The 22,517-nt window shown below is 59.5% G+C and carries 16 protein-coding genes; 7 read left to right on the forward strand and 9 right to left on the reverse strand.

Annotated features, from left to right (window positions below; translation table 11 throughout):
- The first annotated feature begins 18 nt into the window (after window positions 1-18).
- The 3 genes from NF685_RS03225 (at window position 19) to fdxA (ending at window position 3,390) form a co-directional block, all read left to right on the forward strand.
- The gene (locus NF685_RS03225; RefSeq protein ID WP_252848579.1) at window positions 19-2,610 is read left to right on the forward strand and encodes a helicase-related protein; all 2,592 of its coding nucleotides are present in this window, start codon (window positions 19-21) and stop codon (window positions 2,608-2,610) included.
- Entirely contained in the window at window positions 2,607-2,891 is a 285-nt protein-coding gene (locus tag NF685_RS03230) for an RNA-binding S4 domain-containing protein (RefSeq protein ID WP_252848580.1), read from the forward strand. The genes NF685_RS03225 and NF685_RS03230 overlap by 4 nt, the downstream gene beginning before the upstream one ends.
- Before the next feature lie 166 nt (window positions 2,892-3,057).
- On the forward strand, window positions 3,058-3,390 hold the full coding sequence (gene fdxA, locus NF685_RS03235) for a ferredoxin FdxA (RefSeq protein WP_222547780.1): 333 nt from the start codon (window positions 3,058-3,060) through the stop codon (window positions 3,388-3,390).
- A 190-nt stretch (window positions 3,391-3,580) separates the two neighbouring features.
- Here the strand turns inward: fdxA and cyoD are convergent, their stop codons facing one another.
- The 5 genes from cyoD to NF685_RS03260 all read right to left on the reverse strand — a co-directional run bounded on the left by cyoD (window position 3,581) and on the right by NF685_RS03260 (window position 8,834).
- On the reverse strand, window positions 3,581-3,916 hold the full coding sequence (gene cyoD / locus NF685_RS03240; protein WP_222547781.1) for a cytochrome o ubiquinol oxidase subunit IV: 336 nt from the start codon (window positions 3,914-3,916) through the stop codon (window positions 3,581-3,583).
- Complete coding sequence (gene cyoC / locus NF685_RS03245) at window positions 3,916-4,533, reverse strand: cytochrome o ubiquinol oxidase subunit III (protein ID WP_222547782.1); 618 nt, start codon at window positions 4,531-4,533, stop codon at window positions 3,916-3,918. The genes cyoD and cyoC overlap by 1 nt, the downstream gene beginning before the upstream one ends.
- 2 nt (window positions 4,534-4,535) lie before the next feature.
- A complete protein-coding gene (cyoB, locus tag NF685_RS03250) occupies window positions 4,536-6,524 on the reverse strand; it encodes a cytochrome o ubiquinol oxidase subunit I (RefSeq protein ID WP_222547783.1) in 1,989 nt (662 codons plus the stop codon).
- A 6-nt stretch (window positions 6,525-6,530) separates the two neighbouring features.
- A complete protein-coding gene (gene cyoA / locus NF685_RS03255) occupies window positions 6,531-7,460 on the reverse strand; it encodes a ubiquinol oxidase subunit II (protein ID WP_222547784.1) in 930 nt (309 codons plus the stop codon).
- Between the two features lie 591 nt (window positions 7,461-8,051).
- A complete protein-coding gene (locus NF685_RS03260) occupies window positions 8,052-8,834 on the reverse strand; it encodes a Bax inhibitor-1/YccA family protein (protein WP_222547785.1) in 783 nt (260 codons plus the stop codon).
- A 326-nt stretch (window positions 8,835-9,160) separates the two neighbouring features.
- Here NF685_RS03260 and thpR point away from each other — a divergent pair, with 326 nt between their 5' ends.
- The gene (thpR, locus tag NF685_RS03265; protein ID WP_252848581.1) at window positions 9,161-9,724 is read left to right on the forward strand and encodes an RNA 2',3'-cyclic phosphodiesterase; all 564 of its coding nucleotides are present in this window, start codon (window positions 9,161-9,163) and stop codon (window positions 9,722-9,724) included.
- Between the two features lie 14 nt (window positions 9,725-9,738).
- Window positions 9,739-10,350: a uracil-DNA glycosylase family protein gene (locus NF685_RS03270; RefSeq protein ID WP_252848810.1), complete on the forward strand. Its 612-nt coding sequence runs from the start codon at window positions 9,739-9,741 to the stop codon at window positions 10,348-10,350.
- Window positions 10,351-10,446: 96 nt separating this feature from the next.
- Here the strand turns inward: NF685_RS03270 and NF685_RS03275 are convergent, their stop codons facing one another.
- From NF685_RS03275 to NF685_RS03285, 3 genes are read right to left on the reverse strand one after another with little or no spacing between them, the layout of a single operon-like run.
- Window positions 10,447-11,169, reverse strand: a complete 723-nt coding sequence (locus tag NF685_RS03275) for a MarC family protein (protein ID WP_252848582.1) — start codon at window positions 11,167-11,169, stop codon at window positions 10,447-10,449.
- Window positions 11,169-13,259, reverse strand: a complete 2,091-nt coding sequence (locus tag NF685_RS03280) for a lysylphosphatidylglycerol synthase domain-containing protein (RefSeq protein WP_252848583.1) — start codon at window positions 13,257-13,259, stop codon at window positions 11,169-11,171. The genes NF685_RS03275 and NF685_RS03280 overlap by 1 nt, the downstream gene beginning before the upstream one ends.
- Before the next feature lie 46 nt (window positions 13,260-13,305).
- Window positions 13,306-14,955: a lysine--tRNA ligase gene (locus NF685_RS03285; RefSeq protein WP_252848584.1), complete on the reverse strand. Its 1,650-nt coding sequence runs from the start codon at window positions 14,953-14,955 to the stop codon at window positions 13,306-13,308.
- 275 nt (window positions 14,956-15,230) lie between these two features.
- On the opposite strand from NF685_RS03285, the gene NF685_RS03290 reads away from it, so the two are divergent.
- On the forward strand, window positions 15,231-18,119 hold the full coding sequence (locus NF685_RS03290; protein ID WP_252848585.1) for an ATP-dependent DNA helicase: 2,889 nt from the start codon (window positions 15,231-15,233) through the stop codon (window positions 18,117-18,119).
- A complete protein-coding gene (locus NF685_RS03295) occupies window positions 18,116-19,171 on the forward strand; it encodes a glycosyltransferase family 32 protein (RefSeq protein WP_252848586.1) in 1,056 nt (351 codons plus the stop codon). The genes NF685_RS03290 and NF685_RS03295 overlap by 4 nt, the downstream gene beginning before the upstream one ends.
- A 109-nt stretch (window positions 19,172-19,280) precedes the next feature.
- On the opposite strand, the gene NF685_RS03300 is transcribed toward NF685_RS03295, so the two are convergent.
- Entirely contained in the window at window positions 19,281-22,247 is a 2,967-nt protein-coding gene (locus NF685_RS03300; RefSeq protein WP_252848587.1) for a TonB-dependent receptor domain-containing protein, read from the reverse strand.
- Window positions 22,248-22,517 lie beyond the last annotated feature (270 nt).

The following is a 22,517-nucleotide window of genomic DNA, read 5'->3' on the forward strand; positions in this document are numbered from 1 at the left end:
ATGCACAAGCATCGCGTCATGACGTCCCAGCACCATTTCATGCCTCGCCGTACCCGTGCCGTGCTCGGACCGACCAATACGGGCAAGACTCATTATGCTCTCGAACGCATGCTCGCTCATGCTTCGGGGATTATCGGTTTTCCGCTCAGGCTTCTGGCGCGCGAGAACTACGAACGCATGGTGCGCATCAAGGGCGCACGGCATGTCGCACTCATCACAGGTGAGGAGAAAATCGTCCCGCCCGACGCCAGGTGGTTTTCCTGCACGACAGAGGCCATGCCCCTTACGCGCCGAGTGGAATTCGTGGCGGTCGACGAAATCCAGTTGAGCAGCGATCCCGATCGCGGCCATGTTTTCACCGACCGTCTGCTTCATGCGCGCGGCGCCGTCGAGACCCTCTTTCTTGGTGCCGAGACGATCCGCCCCCTGCTCCAACGCCTTGTGCCGGGCATAGAAATCGAAACACGACCACGCCTCTCAAGCCTGTCCTATACGGGTCATATGAAGCTCTCGCGTCTGCCTGCGCGCTCGGCCATCGTCGCTTTTTCCGCAGCTGAGGTTTACGCCATCGCCGAAATCATACGCCGTCGGCGTGGTGGCTGTGCGTTGATCATGGGTCAGCTCTCCCCGCGCACGCGCAATGCCCAGGTTGAACTCTATCAGAACAAGGATGTCGATTATCTGGTGGCGACCGATGCCATCGGCATGGGTCTCAACATGGACGTCAACCATGTCGCGCTGGCCTCGCTCACCAAATTCGACGGCTCGACCCTGCGACCGCTCACCGCGCAGGAATGCGCCCAGATCGCCGGGCGCGCCGGGCGCGGCATGAAAGACGGCACATTCGGAACGACAGCAGAAGCGCGTCCCATGTCGGAAGCCATGGTGGACGCGATAGAAGCCCATCGTTTCGACCCGATCGAACGCGTCAGCTGGCGCAACGCCACGCTGGACTATTCATCGCCGGACAGGCTTTTCGCAAGCCTGAATGCCCCGCCCCCGCAACGCGGACTCGTTGCGGGCAGACCAGCCTCGGACATTCTGACGCTCGAAAGCCTCTCCGGCGAGCGCGATATCCGCGACGCCGTGCACGGCAGGAAATCGACGGCGTTGTTGTGGGATGTCTGCCAGATTCCCGATTTTCGCAAACTCGGCGATGACTCGCATATACGTCTGTGTCATCGCCTCTTTTTCCATCTGCTGAATGATGGCGGCATCCCGGCCCAGTGGTTCGAGTCCCATATTGCCGGGTTTTCGCGCATCGACGGCGATATCGACACGCTGATGCATCGCCTGACCGGGATCAGGGTCTGTGCTTATGTGGCGGCCCGTACGGAATGGAGCGACCGGGCGACGCATTGGCAGGAGCGCACGCGCGAGGCCGAGGACCTCTTGTCGGACGCACTTCACGAACGACTGACAGCGCGTTTTGTCGACCGTCGCGCCACGTCTCTTCTTCGACGTCTCGACAGCGATGGATCGCGCGATCTGCTCTCAGCCGTCACGCGCGACGGACAGGTGATTGTGGAAGGTCATCCGGTTGGCACGATCGAGGGTTTCACGCTCAAACCCGACCGCGAAGATACCCTGCCAGAGAAGAAGCTCATGCTTCGCGCAGGCCGTCGCGCCCTGCTCCATGAAATTCCGCGACGCGTTCAGGTCTTGTCGAACGCGCCCGATGACGATCTTGCTCTCGACCAGGTGAGCGGCAAACTGTTCTGGGAGGGCAATGCGATAGCCCGCCTCTCCAGAGGGACGTCCCTGCTCAATCCGACAGTCCAGATCCTCGGTGGGGAATTCTCCGACACGAAGCAACGCGATGTGGTGCAGGAGCGCTTTCAGACATTCGTGCAAACCCGCCTCAGGCAGAAGCTTGCGCCCCTTTACGCTCTGGCGGCTCAGCCCCGCACCAACCCGACCTTGCGCGGCCTGGCTCACCGCCTGATGGAATCGGGCGGTGTGACGCCCCTTCTGCCCGACGAGCCTTTCAGCATCGATCCCCAGACCCTGCGCCACCTCAGGCGACTGGGGATCGTCTTCTGTCCACAGGGCGTATTCATGCCATCGCTGCTCAAACCGGGTCCCATGGCTTTGCGGGCCTTGCTGGTTGGGCTCTGGTACGGTGTCACGCTGCCTGTTCTGGATGCGACACAGGTGACCCTTACGCTCGATATCGCCCCAACTCCGAAACGCCGACAGGCAGCGGGGGATGAAAACGCGATCGATACAGCCCTGTCGTCGCTCGGCTGGACCCATGTCGGGTCCGTCTGGCTCAGGCTCGATCGCGCGGAGAGACTGCTCAGCGATCTGCATCGCCTGCTACGTGTGGGCCCCTGCCCTGCACCGCTCGACCTCGCGTCACGTCTTGGCGTGCCCAGGGCAAGCCTTGCGGCCATCCTGCCCGAACTGGGGATACGCATACGACCTCCGCAAGCACAGGACGCACGACTTGTCGGCCCACCGGCTCCGCTCATGCTCCTGGGTGCAGCATCGACACGACGCCGGGAGCGCCAGAAGCGCGCGCAACCCATGAACAGGGTTCGCATGGCGCCGGATAGCCCGTTCGCGGCGCTGGCCCATCTCGGAAGCAACAGGCAGTCTCACCGATGAGCCAGGAAGAGCGTTCGGCGCAGCGTCTCGACCTATGGTTATGGCATGCGCGTGTATGCCGACAGCGGCAGGATTGCGCCGCACTGATCGAAAAAGGTGCGGTGCGCATCAATCGTCAGGTCACGACCAAACCTCATAGCAGAATACGCGTCGGAGACGTTCTGGGCCTTCCCGGACATCCCCGCCCGGCTGTTCGCATCTGGCGCGTAGTGGCGCTGGCAGAACGACGCGGATCGGCCTCGGATGCCGCAACGCTCTATGAGGTGATCGAGGAAAACTGATGCGTGGGGGCAAGTTTGCCGAGACGCAATGAAACTCAGGCTTGCCAGAGATAGAAACTTCCGCCTATCTGCGGCATCCCTTTGTGTAAAATCCCAGATGGCGTCTCTCAAGCCTCGCGGGATCCTCTCGGGCCGTGCCGGCCCCAGCTTAAGATCGGAGACACCCATGGCCTATGTGGTCACCGAAAACTGCATACGCTGCAAATACACCGATTGCGTCGAGGTCTGCCCGGTCGACTGCTTCTATGCAGGCGAGAACTTCCTCGTCATCAATCCGGATGAATGCATCGATTGCGGCGTGTGCGAACCTGAATGCCCGGCAGAAGCCATCGTGCCGGATAGCGACGATCGCGCAACGCCCTGGCTCGAAGTGAACAGCAAATACGCTGCGGTCTGGCCCAACATCACGCGCAAGATCGATGCGATGCCCGACGCCGATGAGTGGAAAGACAAACCGGGCAAGGAAGCGATGCTTTCGCCCGAACCCCATAAGGACTGACGCACCGCTTCTCTCGGTGTCGCAAAAAAGCCCGGTCCCTGACCGGGCTTTTTTGTTGGTCGTCCATCGTAAAACCAACCATCAGACAAAAGAAAAGGCCCGGGGGATTTCTCCTCCGGGCCTTTTCCGTTCGAGAGGCATTGCTGGCTCCGATCCTGCCCCGAAGGGCGGATCGGAGCCAACGGATGGCTCAGCGAGACATCATGTTCATGCTGACGTCGTGGATGATGAAGATCGTTCCACCGACGATGATCAGCACGCAGATGACCGCAAAGGCAAATGCCGTGTTGTTCCAGGACTGGCTCGAGCTGCTGTTCATGTGCAGGAAGTAGACCAGATGCACGATGATCTGGACGACTGCCAGCGCCGCGATGACACCGAAGGTCACGCTGGGGGACATGAGGTGCATCTCAACGATAGCGAAAGCCGCTACCGTCAGGATGGCCGCAATCACGAAGCCGATTATGTACGAGGCGAAGCTGCCGTGAGACTCGCCCTCGAGTTGATGGGTCGAAGCTTGGCTCATCAGATCACACTCATCAGATAAACGAAGGTGAACACGCAGATCCAGACGATATCCAGGAAGTGCCAGAAGAGGCTCAGGCACTGGAGCTTGTCCATGTAGCGTGTGGTGAAAACCTGCGAGCTGAAGCTCTGGACCATGATAACTGCGATCCAGACCAGACCACAGGTCACATGAAGACCATGCGTTGCCACCAGCGTGAAGAAGGCGGACAGGAACGCGGAGCGATCCGGACCGGCACCTTCATGAATGAGGTGAGCGAACTCGCGAAGTTCGAGAACGAGGAAGCCGAGGCCGAGCAGGAAGGTAATGGCGAGCCATGCGAGCATGGCGCCCTGCTTGCGGGCAAAAGCCGAAAGCATACCGAAACCGAAGGTGATCGAGCTGAGGAGGAGGAGGGCTGTTTCCAGCCCTACCCCGTTCAGATCAAACAACTCCTTGCCCGTCGGGCCACCAGCGAACTGGGTGCGCATGACAGCGAAGGTGGCGAACAGCGTTCCGAAAAGGATGCAGTCCGTCATCAGGTAGATCCAGAACCCGAACACGTTATTCGTGTTGTGGTGCTCGTGATCGTCGATGCCGTGTGCGGTGCCGTGCGGCGTTGCTGAGATATTTGCCATTGTTATTCTGCCGCCTGTGCTGTCAGCGAGCGGACATAGTTGGCCTGGTCGCGTTCGATTTCGCTGACCGGGACATAGTAGTCCACATCATTGTTGAAGCTGCGCAGGATGACCGTAGCGAACACGCCAACCAGGGCGAGCGCTGCGAGCCACCAGATCCACCAGATCGCTGCGAAACCAAGCACGAAGCTGAAGGCACCGACGAAGAAGCCGGCCGCCGTATTCTTCGGCATATGGATCGGTGCGAGCACCTTGCCCTCATAGCTACGACGGCCGCTCTGCTTCTCGGTATGGAACGTATCGATACCGTGAATGTCAGGGAGGACGGCGAAGTTATAAGCAGGCGGAGGCGACGACATCGACCATTCGAGCGTACGTGCATTCCACGGATCACCCGTGAAGTCGCGGTTCTCGGGCAGGTTGCGGTCGCGGATCGAAACATAGATCTGCGTCAGCTGGCAGACAACACCCACTGCGATGACGGCGGCGCCGACAGCAGCGATGAGCATCTGAGCATGCCAGTCAGCATTGTCGTAATGGTTCATACGACGGGTCATGCCTTCGAAGCCGGCAACATAGAGCGGCACGAATGCAAGATAGAAGCCGACAAACCAGCACCAGAAGGCGCGCTTGCCCCAGGACTGGTTCATCTTGAAGCCGAGAACCTTCGGCCACCAGAAGTTCAGACCTGCAACGTAACCGAAATACACACCGCCGATGATGACGTTGTGGAAGTGGGCGATCAGGAAGAGCGAGTTATGCAGCACGAAGTCGGCTGCGGGCATCGCCATCATCACGCCGGTCATGCCACCGATGGAGAAGGTGATCATGAAGCCGACAACCCAGTACATGATGCCGTTGAACTCGATACGGCCCTTGTACATGGTGAACAGCCAGTTGAAGATCTTCACGCCCGTCGGGACGGCGATGATCATCGTGGCGACGCCGAAGAAGGCGTTGACGTTCGGGCCTGCGCCCATGGTGAAGAAGTGGTGAGCCCAGACGATCAGGGACAGAACGCCGATCGCGAGCGTGGCGTAGACCATCACGCGATAGCCGAAGAGAGGCTTGCGCGAGAATGTCTGGGTGATTTCCGAGAACACACCGAAAGCCGGCAGAACCAGAATGTAAACTTCCGGGTGACCCCACGTCCAGATGAGCGAGAGATACAGCTGAACGCTGCCGCCGCCATCATTGGTGAAGAAGTGCATACCCAGATAACGGTCGAGTGCGAGCTCGGCCAGGGTAACCGTCAGAACCGGGAAGACAGCCATGATCAGAACGACCGTGACGAAAGCTGCCCAGGTGAACACCGGAAGCTGCATCCAGCCCATGCCAGGTGCGCGCATTTTCACGATGGTGACGAAGAAGTTCACACCCGTGAGCAACGTACCGACACCGGCCAGCTGCACTGCCCAGATATAGTAGTCGACACCGACACCGGGGCTGAACTGCTGCTCGGACAGAGGCGGGTAGACCAGCCAGCCGCACTGAGCGAATTCACCGATGAAGAGCGAGACGTTGATCAGAACGGCGCTGATCGTGGTCATCCAGAAGCTCAGCGAGTTCAGGAACGGGAAGGCAACGTCACGGGCGCCGATCTGCAGCGGCACGACAACGTTGAGAAGACCCGTCATGAATGCCATGGCCATGAAGAAGATCATGATCGTGCCATGGGCGGAGAAGATCTGGTCGTAATGGTGCGGCGGCAGATAGCCGGGGTTACCATTATAGGCCAGGGCAAGCTGGCTACGCATCATGATGGCGTCGGCAAAGCCGCGGAACAGCATGACGAGAGCAAGCACGATATACATGATGCCCAGACGCTTGTGGTCGACCGAGGTCAGCCATTCACGCCAGAGATAGCCCCATTTGCCGAAATAGGTGATGGCACCCAGAACGGCCAGTGCGACAATAACGACGCCACAGAATGTGCCAACAAGAATAGGCACATCCAACGGTATCGCTGAAAGTGTTAACTTACCTAGCATGTGTCCCTATTCCTTCATCTGCATGTCGGACATGGCGGACTGCATGTGCATGACCTGACCCGTCGACTTGTCGATGACCGTACCGTCATTGTACTTGGCCACGATGCTGTCGAAGAGGTTAGGCTGGACATGCGCGAAATACTTGACCGGCGCAGCTTCCTGCGGCGCGGCAACCTGCGGGTAATCGGCTGCATCGAGCGTATCTGACGCGCCCTTGACCTTGTCTACCCACTGGCTGAAATCGTCATCCGTCATCGCAAGGGTACGGAACTTCATGTCAGAGAAGCCACGGCCCGTGTACTGCGCTGCCTCACCCAGATAATCGCCAGGCGCACTAGCCAGAAGATGGAGCTGGGTCTGCATGCCGGCCATCGCATAGATCTGCGAGCCGAGACGCGGAATGAAGAACGACGTCATGACCGCGTCAGATGTGATGCGGAAATTGACCGGCGTGTTGACCGGAATCGCCAGCTGATTGACCGTTGCAATACCCTGGTCAGGGTAGATGAACAGCCACTTCCAATCCAGCGCCACGACCTCGACGTTCAGAGGCTTGCGCCCTGCGGCTTCAGCCGTATGCAGAGGACGATAGGGGTCGAGCGTATAGCTCGTCCAGATCGCGATCGCACCCAGAATGACGATCACAACAGCAGGGATGCCCCAGACGAAGAATTCGATCTTCGTGGAGTGATCCCAATCCGGCAGGTATTCTGCCGCCTTGTTGCTCTCGCGATACTTCCAGGCAAAGAACAGCGTCATGATGATCACCGGGATCACGATGCAAAGCATCACACCCAGTTCGAGCAAAATAACGTTGCGGTTCTCAACCCCGACCGGGCCACGCGGATCCAGAAGATCGATCGTACACCCGGAAAGGAAAAGTGCCGGCGCCAGCGGCAGGAGCCGCCGCAACTTCGGCAAGAGTCTATTATTCATTGTCTGCCCCGCTCGTTGAACCGACCGTCAAGCTTTGTGGCTGCGCTACGCTGCCGCTCAACCCGACCACGGCTTGGTCGAACATGGCGACAACACCTTCAGGGGATGTCATCCATCTCTCCTATTCCAGTCGACCATACGTTCCGTGTCGCAACATGACATCATCATACGAGTCCTTCGTATGAAGACGTAACGTTACGCCAGTCGGTGACTTCAATCGTTCCGACCACGTCACGCATAGTCCTTGCCTCGCCTCGCTTCAGCGGAACACTTGACCGTTCGATCAACCGCCCGCCTGCACGCTGGGCATCAGTGCCCAGCTCTGTCCTGTTGTTTCCGCCTGATTGAGTTCCAAAGCAAGCACTGATACGGAGGTTTCAAGGGGCTGTTCATAATTTGACCACAACTATAACCGTTGCGAATCAATAGTTTAGCTAGGCACGGCCAAATTCTGCCGCAATTCATTGCCGATTTTTTAGATTCAGTTCAGATAGAAAAGGCAAGTTAATTAGACCGAATTAGTCTGGATAAACAAAAAGGGGCGCGCTCGAAGCGCACCCCATGTAATAAAACTACAGAATATCCGACTACTTAGCTGTTGTTATTATTACGCACGCCCATGAACTGGAGCAGGAAGGTGAAGAGGTTGATGAAGTTAAGATAAAGCGTAAGCGCATCGTAAACACTGCGCTTACCCATTTCCTCGGGACCGACATAGGAGAGGTAATACTGATAGGTTGCACGAATGCGCTGTGTGTCGAATGCAGTGAGAACCGTAAACAGCGCCACACCGATCAGACTGACCATGAACGAGACAGCGGGGCTGTGCAGGAACATGTTGACCAGGCTCGCAATAATCAGGCCGATCAGCCCCATGAAAAGGAACGAGCCGAGCGAGCTGAGATCACGCTTGGTCGTGTACCCCCAGAGCGACATCGCAGCGAACGTTGCAGCCGTGATGAAGAACGTGCTGGCAACCGACGTGTGGGTATAGACGATCAGGATGTTCGACAGACTTGCCCCCATAACAGCGCAGAAAGCCCAGAAAAGACCCTGCGCTGCCTGGCGCGACAGTTTGTTGACCCCAAAAGACATGACCATAACGAATGCCAGCGGCGCAAAGATCGTGATCATGCCAAGGCCGGTCGGACGTGTGATGATACCGCCCGGCGTAAACACCTGATGAAAGAACAGATCGCGCAGCGATGTCTCGGCGACGCCGTAAGCAACAACACCTGTCAGAACGAGACCGGCAGTCATCCAGTTATAGACGCTGAGCATATAGGCGCGCAGACCGGCATCGACCGTACCGAAACTGGCAGTCCCTGCTTTGCCGGGCGTGTTGCCAGAACGAGAATTGGGAACGAAAGCCATGACACCCTTTCCTGAAAAAATGGCCAGACCGGCCTTTTGTTGTTTCAATGTGGCGCTTTTAACATAGCGGTCAAGTCGGGCGTGCTTCCCTGACATTCTACGATACATTCATCGCTTCTCGCGAAACTGACGCGAGGCCGCACGTTAGGAACGATGACTTTACGACAGAACCGCACCGGCGCGCCATCGAATTGACTCAGCCCGTCCATCATCTACCGTCGCACCTCAGGGCCAATGCCTTGGGGTCAGGCTCTTCCGACTGCGGTGCCAACCGGTCCGGCGCGGAAAAGCCCCCTCTCCCGCCCAGCCGAGATGCAGGATACTTCATGCGCTTATTCATTGCTCTGGACCTCCCCAGCGAACACAAGCGCCTTCTATCTGCCCTGCGCCGATCGCTGGTCGGCGTGACATGGTATCCGCCCCAGACCTATCATCTCACCCTGCGCTTTATCGGCGAGGTGCGATCGCGCCCCGCGATGGAAGAGATCGACCACGCTCTCTCCGCGATCCCCGTGGACCCGTTCGACTTCGCCCCGGCCACGGTTGGCGTCGATGATCTGGGGCCTCGTCCCCGTTTATGGGCCGGCATTGCTCCCTCACCCGGTCTCGTGACGCTTCAGGGCAGGATCGAAGCGGCATTGCGTCGTTGCGGTATCGCTCCGGAGAAACGACGCTTTCAGCCGCGTATCGCATTGGGATCGACGAACGGCGAGACTGGCATCGATATCGTACGCTGGATACAGGCCCATAATCTGCTTCGTGGCAAACCTGTCACGATGGAGCGTTTCACCCTCTTCCGGTCCCATCGTACGCCCGATGCCCCCCATTACGAGGCCTGTGCCGAATATCCACTCGATGCCATGACATTCGACAGCGTGGAGGCCTGGTGAGAGCTTCAGCTGAAATGCCTGTCGTTCAGAGCGATGATTCCTCTCCTGACGGCGAGTCACTCGACGCCCTCGTGCGACGCGTGCGCAACTGTACGCTTTGTGCCGAGCATCTACCGCTCGGTCCCAAGCCGCTCATTCATGTCTCGACAGCCTCACGCATCCTGATCGCCAGTCAGGCCCCCGGCACCATTGCACATGAGAGCGGTAAATCGTTCTACGATCCATCCGGCAGGCGGCTTCGTAGCTGGATGGGGCTCACAGAAGATGAGTTCTACGACACCTCGAAGGTTGCCATTCTGCCCATGGGGCTGTGCTACCCGGGCCGCCTGCCCAATGGTGGCGACAAGCCACCCCGCCCGGAATGCGCTCCGACATGGCGCAATCAGGTGCTCGGCCATCTGACCGATCTTCGGCTCATTCTGCTCGTGGGTTCCTATAGTCAGCATTACACACTCGGGCGCGGCGCTGTTACCGAGCGCGTCAGGAATTTCCGAAGCTATCTGCCGCGCTATTTTCCGCTGCCGCATCCGTCCTGGCGAACCGGCGTATGGGAGAAACGTGCGCCATGGTTCCAGGCCGATGTCATCCCTGCGTTGAGGGAGGAAATCCGCAAGGCTCTCCTGTGATCGTTATCCAGGCCGGTCGTTGCCCGGCACCTCGCGGCGAACACGGTTTGTAAGGTGAACCGATCCGTTGCCACCTAATGTCGGGTAATGTCGCCTCTATCCCAGCTGACGCACATGTTTGAATGTCGAGATCACGAATCCGTCCAGACCGGCAAACAGGATCTGTATGCCAATACAGAGCAGTATGAGCGCGGCGAGACGACTGACGATACGTGCGCCCGTACGCCCCAACGAATTCACGATACGCTCTGCATAGGTGTAAAGAATGACAACCGTCAGAGAGACAGCAAGCACAGCGAGCGAGAGCCCGATGATATAGCTCGCCGCCGACGCCCCGAGGGTGCGTCCCGTGCTTAACGCAATCGCCACAGCAATACTGCCCGGCCCCACCGTGAAAGGCATGGCGAGAGGGAAAAAGGCCCGATCTCCAAGATCGCTATCTTGTGTATCCCCTTCGTGATCCAGAACCTGACGCTCCTTTCGTGCTTCACTTGCCTCTGGCGCGAGAAGAAGCGCCCAGGCACGCGAGGCCACAACAAGACCACCGGACACACGGAGCGCATCGATCGTGATGCGGAAAAAGCTGAGGATCCACCCGCCCAGCCAGATCGACACCATCAGGATAATGAAGGAATAAAACCCCACCAGTCGCGCCAGCGTGACGACCTCACGTCTCGGCTGACCGAGCGTCGTCTGCGCAAAAATCAGCGATGCGCCAAGCGGATTGACGATGGAAAACAACGCCGAATAGGCCATCAGCCAGATAGCCGTTACGTCGCTCAGCCGTACCTGTTGCGTCAGCACATGAGGCAGGTGCATTACCCGGCCCGATCGGCACGGGCCTTGACGCTCAGAAAATTCTTTGTGTTCAGCAGGCGCTTGAGGCGCCTGTGCTCACTGCCGAGAACAGCCTTGACCGCCTGAAGGTCCTGAGCAAGGCAGCACAGGGCGCCGCTTTCCCCCGGGCCGTTCGGACAGACGGTCATGCCGATATCATGATAGACACCGAGAAGGGCCTGACCGACCTTGATGAAGACCGGGTGGCGCCCTTCTTCGAGCGCAAGATCGCGCAACCGCCAGATCGCTGCGATGCATTCGGTTTCCGCACCGGCAGGATCGCCCACCCCGATAATGAATTGCCCCGTCCGCAGGAACGGGATACCCGCGCGCCCGTTATCGTCGAGAATGAGCCCGCTGGGGCGTCTCGGCCCAAGCTCTTCCAGAGCATGCGCAAGATTGCGATAGAGAGTCTCGCTCTCCCTGTCCCAGGGGCGCACGAGCACATGGCTTCGTCTCAGCATCTGGATGACGGCAAAAATACCGAGCAGCGCAGAAACACCTAGGGCCCAACGCACGACCGATGTATGCGCGTCATAAATCAACGAGCGCCACCAGGCGTGGCCGAGATGATGGCGCAGCGCAAACAGGCCGACACTCGCAAGACTGATAATCCAGAGCGTGACGGGTGCCATCAAAGCCGGACTCAGTGGCTCTGAAAACAGCCGGGCCTTGCGATAGTAGCACGCACGAAACGGCGCGATCAGAAACATGACCATCATCAGGCAAAGCGGTATCGCCAGAGGGCCTTCCCTGAGGATCACAAGAGGAATGGCAAGTCCGAGCAGTGTCAGCGCAGCGCGCCACGCAGCTGTTACACGCTGGGCAAGCCCGGCAGCCACTCCCACAAGCATCACCCCCGTCAGGCAAAGCAGAAATTCGGCGATCTGGAGCATGAGATGCGCGAAGGGTGTACCGCGCAACGGTGCCGGCACCGCAACGGCATAGAAGACGAGCAGGATACCCGTTCCTGCAACAACGCCCGTGGCGACGGTTACGGAGAAATCGGCCTCGGATTCACGTACTACCTGACTGGGGCGACGGATCGCATCCGCTGCGGCTGCGCCATGGCGCCGTGCCCAGGCTGCATCGCCGCGCAGAAACAGTTCATGAGCGGCAAACATGCCACCCGCCAGAAAAAGCGGGATAATGTAGTAGAACAGGCGGAAAGTGAGCACGACGCCGAGGATCTGAGGCGCAGGAAGATAAGGACCAAGCGCCAGCAGCATTGCCCCGTCGAACACGCCAAGACCGCCAGGGACGCTGGCCACAAGACCTGCCGTGTATGAGGCAATATAAATCGCGAGAAAGGCCGGAAAACCGATCGCAGCTTCCGGCGGCAGCAGGACGAACGCGATAAGGGCCGTCATCGCCATATCGGCGGCGCTGACGACAACCTGCGCGACCGCCACACCGAAACCGGGCACGTCGAGCGTATAGCGCCAGATGCGCATCTGACGAAAACGCAGGGATACGACCAGATAGGCCAGCACAGCCAGCCATGCCACAGCGCCGCCTATCTGCAGGGCGATATGGGGAAGATGACCGACAAGCGGGATATGCCCGGGCTCGAACAGGAAAACGCCACCGATCAGCGCCAGCGCGCCCAGAAGATAGGTGGTCGAACAGAAGGCGATGATCTGGGCTATGCCGCCCGGTGAAACGCCCCAGTTCCGGTAGAGCCGAAAACGGACGGCGGCACCCGAAATGGCTGAGCAGCCGAGATTGTGCGAAAGCACATAGGAGCAGAACGAAGCGAACGCCGTGCGCAGAAACGACTGCTTCGTACCGATATGATAGCAGGCCAGCCGGTCATAAAACGACAGGATGAAATAAGACAGAACCGTGCAGAGAACGCCAGCAAGCAGCGCCTGAGCCGGAATTGCCTGAAACGCAGAGCGTATCTCGGACAAAGAGAGCGTTTTGAGCTCTTTCTGGATGACATAGATCGCTGCCACCAGAAGAACGAGCCCCAACAGCGCAGGCAGGCGCGAAGCCACGCGACGCCATCCACTGGCAGGTTTGGCCTCGCCTTCTTCACAGCAGTCGGTGGTTTGTTCCTGAACGGTCATGAACCCTCAATCAAATCAAGGCAGCTGATCGTCTTTGTCTCGACTATTATCCGGCTTCGCCCGGTGCAGCGTCGCTTTTTGCGCTTTCCGCAGCATCGTCACGCGCAAGGGCATTCTCAATCAGCGCAACCGTCTCGGGAAGACCGAAAAGCGATGCGAAAATACCGAAACGCGGTCCTTCCGTCTGGCCGAGCAATACCTCGTACAGGCAACCGAACCAGGCGCGCAGCGGCTGGATCTGGTGCTTTTTACCAATTTCGAAGACGATATCCTGAACCTCGACAGGAGATAGTCCGGGATCGGCCAGTTTCAAGGCGTCAGCCAGATCCTGAAGCGCTACACGTTCGAGCTCGGTAGGCGCACGGAACGTTTTGGCGGGACGCACGAATTCCTTGAAATAAACCAGCGCATGACCGATCAGACGATCCACATAGGGATGGGTCTCCGGCGAAAGGCTCGGGTCGTAACGACGAAGGAATTTCCACAGGGTCTCGCTGTTCTCAGCATTCGCCACCGAGGCCAGGTTCAGCAGCGCCGTAAACGACACCGGGCTGGAAAGCCCCGTGTCGAGCGTGCCGCCATGAATGAACCATGCTGGATTGGCACGCAGCGTCGTTTCGTCCTCGGTCGCTACCGCCTTGTCCAGATTGGCGAGATATTCGTCCATTGCGCGCGGGATGACGTCAAAAAACAGACGCTTGGCGCGTGTCGGCTGATTGAACATGTATTGTGCGAGGCTCTCTGGCGGCGCGTAGTGCAACCATTCCTCGATCGACAGACCGTTCCCCTTGGACTTGCTGATTTTCTGGGCGTTCTGATCGAGAAAGAGTTCGTAGGTCAGACCGGCCGGAGGGGCCTTGCCCAGAATACGACAGATCTTGCTCGAAAGCTTGACGCTGTCGATCAGGTCCTTGCCGGACATTTCGTAATCGACGCCCAGTGCGTACCAGCGCATGGCCCAGTCGGCCTTCCACTGCATCTTGGCATGGCCACCCAGCACAGAGGTCTCGAACGCCTCCCCCGTTTCCGGGTCTTTCCACTGCACGGTTGCCGCAACAGGGTCGACCTTCAGCACAGGCACCTGCATGACGCGGCCCGTGCGCGGATGGATGGGCAACACGGGCGAGTAGGTCGCCCGACGCTCAGCGCCAAGCGTCGGGATAATGGTCGCCACCACCTCGTCATGCACTTCAAGCATCCGGCGCAACGCCGCATCGAAACGGCCAGAGGTATAATAATCGGTCGCCGAAGCGAATTCGTACTCGAAGCCGAAACGGTCGAGGAATTCGCACAGCATGGCATTGTTATGTGCCGAGAAACTCTCGAAACGGCCGAAAGGATCCGGGATACGGCTCAGCGGAAGCCCCAGATGCTCGGCCAGCATCTCCTGGTTGGGAACATTGGTCGGCACCTTGCGCAGGGCGTCCATATCGTCGCTGAACGCCAGAAGGCGCGTCTTGCGCCCGGTCAGGCGCTCATAGGCCAGACGCACCCAGGTTGTGCGCGCCACCTCGCCGAACGTACCGATATGCGGCAGACCGGAGGGTCCATAACCCGTTTCGAGCAGAGCCGGCTCTTCACCACCACGCGCCTCGACATGGGCCGCAATTTTTCGCGCCTCCTCGAACGGCCAGGCTTTCGGCAGAGCAGGAGCGTCGGGAGGGAGGATGCTGGTGTTGTGTGCAGAGTCAGACATGATTGGACGAAAACTAGAAATAGTTCCGTCCCGGGTCAAGCAAGTTGGCATGTGCCATACGGATCGACTGCGACGCGTGACCGGTCCCCCTAGGTTTCACGACCCTGCATTGCCTGACACACAAAGGGCGGAAGGCCTCCCCCGCCTCTTCGTTCCCTGTCCTTATCGTTCCGACGCCCATGCGGAGCCTGCGCCTTGGGTACATGGCATTTGGGCAGACGTTCGATGCAAGAGCTTGCTGGCGGGCCGGGGCAACTCCGTCTATGCTGGCGGCGATGCCCACTCCTTCACGTGCCTCGCCTTATGACGCTCCCGCCCTGATCACCACGCGGGCGCAGGCATCGATCCTGACACCGGATGGCGAATTGCTTGCACTCGGAGCGCAGGATGCAGCGGCCATGCTGGCAACCCTGCCCCCGCCGATGCTGATCCACGGGCCTGCCACGATCAGGCGCCTCAATCTGACGCCCCCGGGACAACCGGTACCCTGGTTCGATCTGCTCGAACTCTTCCTGTTCATTTTCCCCACCCGTCCTGTCGTCCCCACGGCACGCGGTATGGGCATGGCACTCGGCCTGACGGTACCCGATCCGTGCGAGGCCGATTTCCTTCGCCTCATTCTGGAGCGTCTGCGCGCCGCCCTCGTCGCACTGACAGAAACGCGCGAAGCCGATACCCTCTCCGCATTGCTCCCGCTGCTTTCGCGTGCCGGGTGGGCATGGGCCGGCTTTGTCGAAGACGTACTCCAGACAAGCCCGAGCCAGCAGCGTCACCCCTACGAGGCCCTGCGCGTATGGCGTCGCCTGCCACGGTGGGAGGAAATGGCCCAGCGCCCACCGCCGGGCAGTCGACCGGTCAGCCCGTCCGAGGCACGCCTTCGCCTGACGCGCATTCTCGGCGAGGGTGCCGAGACGCGTCCGGGCCAGGCCGATTATGCCTCTGCCGTCACCCATGCGCTTGCCCCACGCGAAGGCGCAGGCATTCCAGAAATCGTGCTGGCCGAGGCCGGTACCGGAACCGGCAAGACACTGGGCTATATTGCACCGGCCAGTGTCTGGGCCGAGCAGAATGACGGCCCCGTCTGGATTTCGACCTATACGCGTCATCTGCAACGCCAGATCGAGCAGGAATTGCGACGCCTCTATCCGGACGATGCCGAACGGCGCGAAACCGTCGTGCTGCGCAAGGGCCGGGAAAACTATCTCTGCCTTCTGAACATGGAAGACGCCGTCAATACGCTGGCCTCGCGCCCCAGCCCCTCGCCCACCGCCCTGATCGGCCTTTCCATGCTGGCACGCTGGGCCGAAGCCACGGAAGACGGCGATCTCATGGGCGGCGATCTGCCGGGCTGGTTCGGCGACATCTTCGGCAGCAGCACGCTTTACGGCATGGCCGATCGTCGCGGCGAATGCATTCACGGTGCCTGTCCGCATTACCAGACCTGTTTTGTCGAGCATTCCATACGTCGCGCACGCGGCGCACGTCTGGTTATCGCCAATCATGCCCTTGTGCTGTCCCAGGCCAGCTGGTCCAGCCTCGCGCGCGACGACGTGCCCGACGAGGACCAGCTTCCCACGCGCTATTTCTTCGACGAAGGGCACCACCTGCCCGAGGCCGCGGACAGCGCCTTCTCTCTCGCCCTGTCGGGGCTGGAAGCCGCAGAACTGCGACGCTGGCTGCTCGGCGCGGAAGGCAGTCGTTCGCGCGCACGCGGGCTTCGACGTCGTCTTGAGGATCTCGTTGCCACTTCCCCCGCACTGGAAGCCCCTCTGGATGCCATCCTGACCGCTGCTCACGCCCTGCCCGCACCCGGCTGGCTCGGGCGCCTGAATGGCGAGGACGATTCCGATCAGCCGGTCGTGCCCGATCTGGTCGTCAATGCATCGGAACAGTTCTTCCGCGCATTGCGGGCCCAGCTTGAGGCCCGCCGGATCGGCTCGCCCCGGCAGGATGCGTCGGAATGCGAGCTGCATCCCGCGGGTGAAGTCCTGCAAGAAGCGACATATCCACTCGATACCGCGCTCAGGCGCCTGCTCTCGCCGCTGGAAACACTTGTCGAGCGTCTCAAGGCCCTGCTCAGCGAGCCCGATGACGCGCTCGAAGCCGCCCAGCGCCTGCGTATCGAGGCGATGATACGCTCGATACGCAGGCGCGCCATTTCACGGGTGGAGGGCTGGATCGCGATGCTCGACACCGTGCTCGAACCGGACGATGCCAAAGGCAAGGCGTTTATCGACCTGATACGCGCCGAGTTTCTGCCCGGCCGTCAGGGCGAGACCGATATAGGGCTGCACCGGCACTGGCGCGACCCGACCATTCCTTTCGCCTCGGTCATGCAGGGACCGGCACATGGCATGCTGATCACCTCGGCCACGTTGCGCGACCAGACCCCGATTGGCGGCGAAAGCGGCCCGGATCCGCGTCTTGTCGAGCAAAGCTGGCAATCGGCAGAAACCCGTCTCGGTACGCCCCATTTCATCAAGCCGCCGCTGCGGGCTTCGCTGCTCAGTCCGTTCGACTACGCCCATCAGACACGTGCGCTGATCGTGACCGATGTGCCGCCAAACGATCTCGATGCACTGGCAAGCGCTTATCGATTGCTGTTTCTGGCGTCTGAAGGTGGCGCACTGGGTCTGTTTACCGCCATCTCGCGCCTGCGCGCCGTGCATCAGCGCATTGCCGCGCCTCTGGAAGAGTCCGGTCTGCCGCTCTATGCGCAGCATGTCGACACAATGGACAATGCCACGCTGGTCGATATCTTCCGAACGGAGCTGCATTCCTGCCTGCTCGGAACGGATGCGATGCGCGATGGGGTGGATGTACCGGGACAGGCCCTGAGGCTGGTGGTGTTCGAACGCACACCCTGGCCACGCCCCGATATCCTGCATCGCGAACGGCGCAAGGCGCTTTCACCGGACGATCCACGCGATTACGACGATCGCCTGACACGCATGAAGCTGCGTCAGGCTTTCGGTCGGCTCATACGCAAAGGGGACGATCGCGGTGTGTTTGTCATACTCGACCGCCGCATGCCATCGCGCCTGCTATCCGCCTTCCCCGACGGTGTCTCGGTCGAGCGGGTCAGTCTGGCCGAGGCCGTCAGGCAGATCGGCGCGTTCTTGCCGCACACGCCCACTCTGGAGGCAGAGGAGCCCCGAACATGACGGAAACGGCGCTCATCACCCTGTTCGGCGATGCGCTCGAGCCAGACGGGCCGCTTCTGCGTGGAACGGTTCTGGAAGATACGGATCGGCCCCTGATCGGGATCGATCCGTCGCGGCGCGTCATGATCAATTCTCCGGCAGGTCTGACATTGTTCCAGATCGCTCCCGCCCTGTATCAACTGCGCGATGCCTCCGGCCTGCCATGGTCTCATGCGCCCGATGGCTCGCGCGACCTCGTTATGGAACGGGCCAGCTGGAGCGAACTGACCTGCCTTGCCCTGAAGCGCTTTCCTGTCATCGCTCCCGCACGGCATGATTTTTCTCCCATTCCGCGCAGACTGCACTTCATCTGCAATGACGCGGCGACGCTGGATCCCGAAATCAGAGCCAATATTGCCCGCACAGCACAGCTCAATCCCGGATGGGAGACGACCCTGTGGGACGAGGCCGCACGCTACCAGTTCGTCTCGGACGAATATGGCTGGGACGTGCTGAAACTCTATCTCATGATCGGGGCGGAATACGGCGCGGCAAAAGCTGATTTCTTCCGCTATCTGCTGATCTATCGACTGGGCGGCGTCTATCTCGACCTGAAATCGACCATGACCCGACCGCTCAATACGATCATGCGTTCCGATGATGAATATCTGATCTCGCAATGGAACATGTCAGGCTCGGGCCAGCATAAGGGCTGGGGCTTGGGCACTTCGATTGCCTATGTGCCGGGTGGCGAATACCAGCAATGGTTCCTGATCGCGCGGCCCCGTCACCCCTTTCTGCGACGCGTCATACAGCTGGTCATGACCAAGATCGCGACCTATCGCCCGGAGGTCCACGGTGTTGGGGCGGTAACCACGTTCAACATCACCGGTCCGCATGCCTATACCAAGGCCATCTATCCGGTGCGCAGCCTTTTCGCTCACAGGGTCTTCGATGCCGAAAGCGAGGGGCTGGTCTATTCGGTGATCGACAATCACCGTGCGCGAAGCGGCAGCAATTATCGTGAGGCGCAAACGCCCATCGTGACCGGGCATGAATCCTATCGCCTCTAACCTCTGAAGCGAGCGGTTTCGCACAGCCGGGAACGCTCATGCGACCGCAGGTCTAATCGGGCGCGACCCTGTGGCACGAACTGCGCCACAGGGCCACAGGTTTTCAGGATCAGAAATTGACCCCGGCCTGAAGGAACACATAACGACCCATATACAGATCGCCATAGAGTCCTGCGGCGCTGTTCGTCGAGGCATCGGCCACGAACGGCGGCTGCTTGTCGAGCAGATTGTTTACGCCAGCCGTGAAGTTCCAGCGGTTCAGGCGATAATTGACCGAGACGTCATGCGAGAAGATACCCGGCGTCTTGTAGCGGCCGTAGCCAAGCGCCGTGCTGAGATCCTGCGATCCGTTATTCCAGACCATGCCACCCGTATATTTCATCATATAGGTGACGCCCCAGTTGCCATGCTGCCAGTTGACCGTGGCATAGTCACGCACGCGCGGCTGACCCGTTCCCGACTGGTACATCAGGCGACCGGCATAGTTATACCACTGGCCGCCCGGCTCGTTCTGCTGCAGATAGCTGATAAGCTGCTGAAAATTGTTGCCCAGCGTCACCACGTCCCTGCGCGTTACGCGAATACGATAATCGAGATCGAAATCGATACCGCTCGTCCGCAGACCGCCGATATTGGCGTAGTAATCGGTGACCGAATTCAGCTGGTTCGTGCTCGAAACGCGCGTAATGTTGTTGCAGTAGTTCGAACTGGCTCCCGTGTAGCACTGGTCGAGAATGTATTGCGAGCTCAGATACGAGATCATGTTCTTGATCGTATAGTGCCAGTATTCGACCGAGGCCGAAAGACCCGGCACCCAGCGCGGGGTGATGACCGTACCCACAGTATAGGTGCGGCCCGTTTCAGGCTTCAGCGCAGCGTTACCGCCGTAAAGCGTCGGCACCTGCCCGGAATTGGCCGCAACGAATGTAGAGGTATTGATACCCTGCTTGGCGCAATTTGCCACGACATTGGCCGAAAGCGAGCCGTAGGAACCAGCCTGTGCGCAGGGATCGGTGGCCGAGGCGTAACCGAGGCTGCCGCCTGAATAGAGTTCATACACGTTCGGCTGACGATAGGACGTGCCGATGGTGGCGCGGAAGCGGATATCCTGAATAGGGGCCCAGTTGATCGAAGCCTTCCAGTTCTTGGTGCCACCGAAGGTGCTGTAGGACGAGTAACGCCCCTGCGCATCGATCGTCAGATCCTTGGCCAGAAACACATCGCGCAGCAACGTGGCCTTGCCTTCCAGATAGCCTTCCGTGACGTTGAACCCACCGCCCGTGTAGGAGGCAGAATTGGTCAGCGTATCGCCGGAGGCCACGACGGCATCGGGATGATAGGCCAGCTGCTCGCCACGATGTTCCATACCAAGCGCGAAACCGAGATCGCCACCGCCCTTCCAGGGCATGGACGCGACATGGTTGTTATGCATACGCAGGTTCAGGTCACGCAGCTGGTAGTAATAGTGATCGTGACTTGTGTAGTTCGAATAGGCCGCAGCCGCTGATGAGAGTGGCTTGAACGGATCGGACAGAACGCAACCCGAAGAAGCCTGACAGACGGACGGGTTATAGACGAGCGCCGAATTGGCATCGGTCGGATCGACCTGCTGCAACCCGTATTCCTGCAGGAGCTTCGCGTAATTGCCCACGCCGGACATCTGCGAGGTCACCTGGTTCCAGCCATAGGTATAAGACAGGTCGTACATCCAGCCATGGGTGATCTCACCCTTGGCACCTGCGATGGCCGTATAGGTGTCGGTAGCCGTTTCGGTGCGACGATTGCCCCATTCGCCATAGCGCTTGTACATCAGCACGTCCTCGCCGAACGTGTTGTAGGGCGCATTGGCCGGAATGGTCAGGCTGGACGGCAGGGTGGACGGATAGATGCTGCCCGTCATCGGCTCCGGCGCCAGCGTGGTGCTGGATGAGCGATGGCTGTACTGGAAATTCGCATAAGGCGTGAAATGCGGGTTCACGTCGTAATGCGCGTCGAAGGTCAGCGTGGAATTCTGCAGCGAGTTGGTCAGCGACTGCTGGGAGCCGTAATTGTAGCGATCGGCAGATGTGGCCGAATGATAGCCCGACCCGCTGGCATTGGGGATATAGGTGCCGGAATCCGTAAAATACTTGCCCGATGTCGGAATGGACGAACCGAACAGCAGATCCGATGAATCGACCGGATCGTTGGTCTGCACATTGCGCGACCACGCCCTGTTGCGCTGCATGATCCCGCTCTGGGTCATGTAGGATCCGAACAGGGTAACATTGCCCTTGCCGTGATCGAAGTTCCAGCCCTTATAGCCCGAAATCTGCCCAGTCTGCCCGTCGCCAAGATCGGTGATCCCGCCCTTGACCGTGATATTGGCGTCGTTGAGGTCATGACGCATCTTGATGTTGATGACACCGGCCACGGCATCTGCGCCGTAGAGTTCCGAACCGCCATCCTTCAGGATTTCGATGCTTGCCACCTGAAACACGTTGATGGTGTTCAGATCCACACAGCTGTTATTGCCGTTGAGCGTCGTGCGCTTGCCATCGATCAGCACCAGCGTGCGGTTCTGGCCGAGATTGCGCAGATCGACGCAGGACGACCCGCCTGTGCCGTTGGTCTGGGAGTTATAGGTGCCCGATGAACCGACCGAAGGCAGGCGCTGCAGATAATCGCCCACCGTGCTCGCACCCGTCTGCATGATCTGCTTTGCCGTAATGATCTGCACGGGATTGGCATTGGCGTTGTTGGACGTACTCAGCGCCGAACCCGTGACCACGATGTTCTCGCTACCGCCGCGCGCTGCACCGTCGGAGACGGGCGCGAAGGACGAGGACTGTGCCGTTGCCGAGCGGGCCGAGGGTCGAACAAGCGGCGCTGCCGAGGCGGCGGGGGCAGTCGTCGCCGCGTTGCGCGATGCGGCCGCTGTCGTGGTTCTTTTGCCCTTCTGGACAGCCTTGTGCGATGCGGTTTTATGCGTTGCCGAAGTCTGGGTTGCGGCCAGAGCGCTCCCCTGCCCCAAAGCAAGCCCGGCGCTGAGCGCCGAGGCGAACAGAAGCTTTCGTCTGTTGCCGATACTGATCATGTGTTTCCTACCTCCATCAGGCGTTCTGATGTCAGAAAGATTTCACAATCGAAATCAGGTCCAGCGCTTTATTGTCGGGAAACTATGGCGCCTTTTTCCTGTTGCATAACAGCAACCCTGTTACTTACTCAGGACACAGTCAAAAAGACATAATTACGGTTTGATTGTTTATCGATACATTGAGTGACATTGGATACGTAACGCGAAACAGAGGCTTCAATCCTGTAACGATGCGATGCGCCCTGGCGATACCAGCCACACATCCGGCAC

The organism is Asaia lannensis NBRC 102526 (genome assembly GCF_024054035.1).
Classification (GTDB): domain Bacteria; phylum Pseudomonadota; class Alphaproteobacteria; order Acetobacterales; family Acetobacteraceae; genus Asaia; species Asaia lannensis.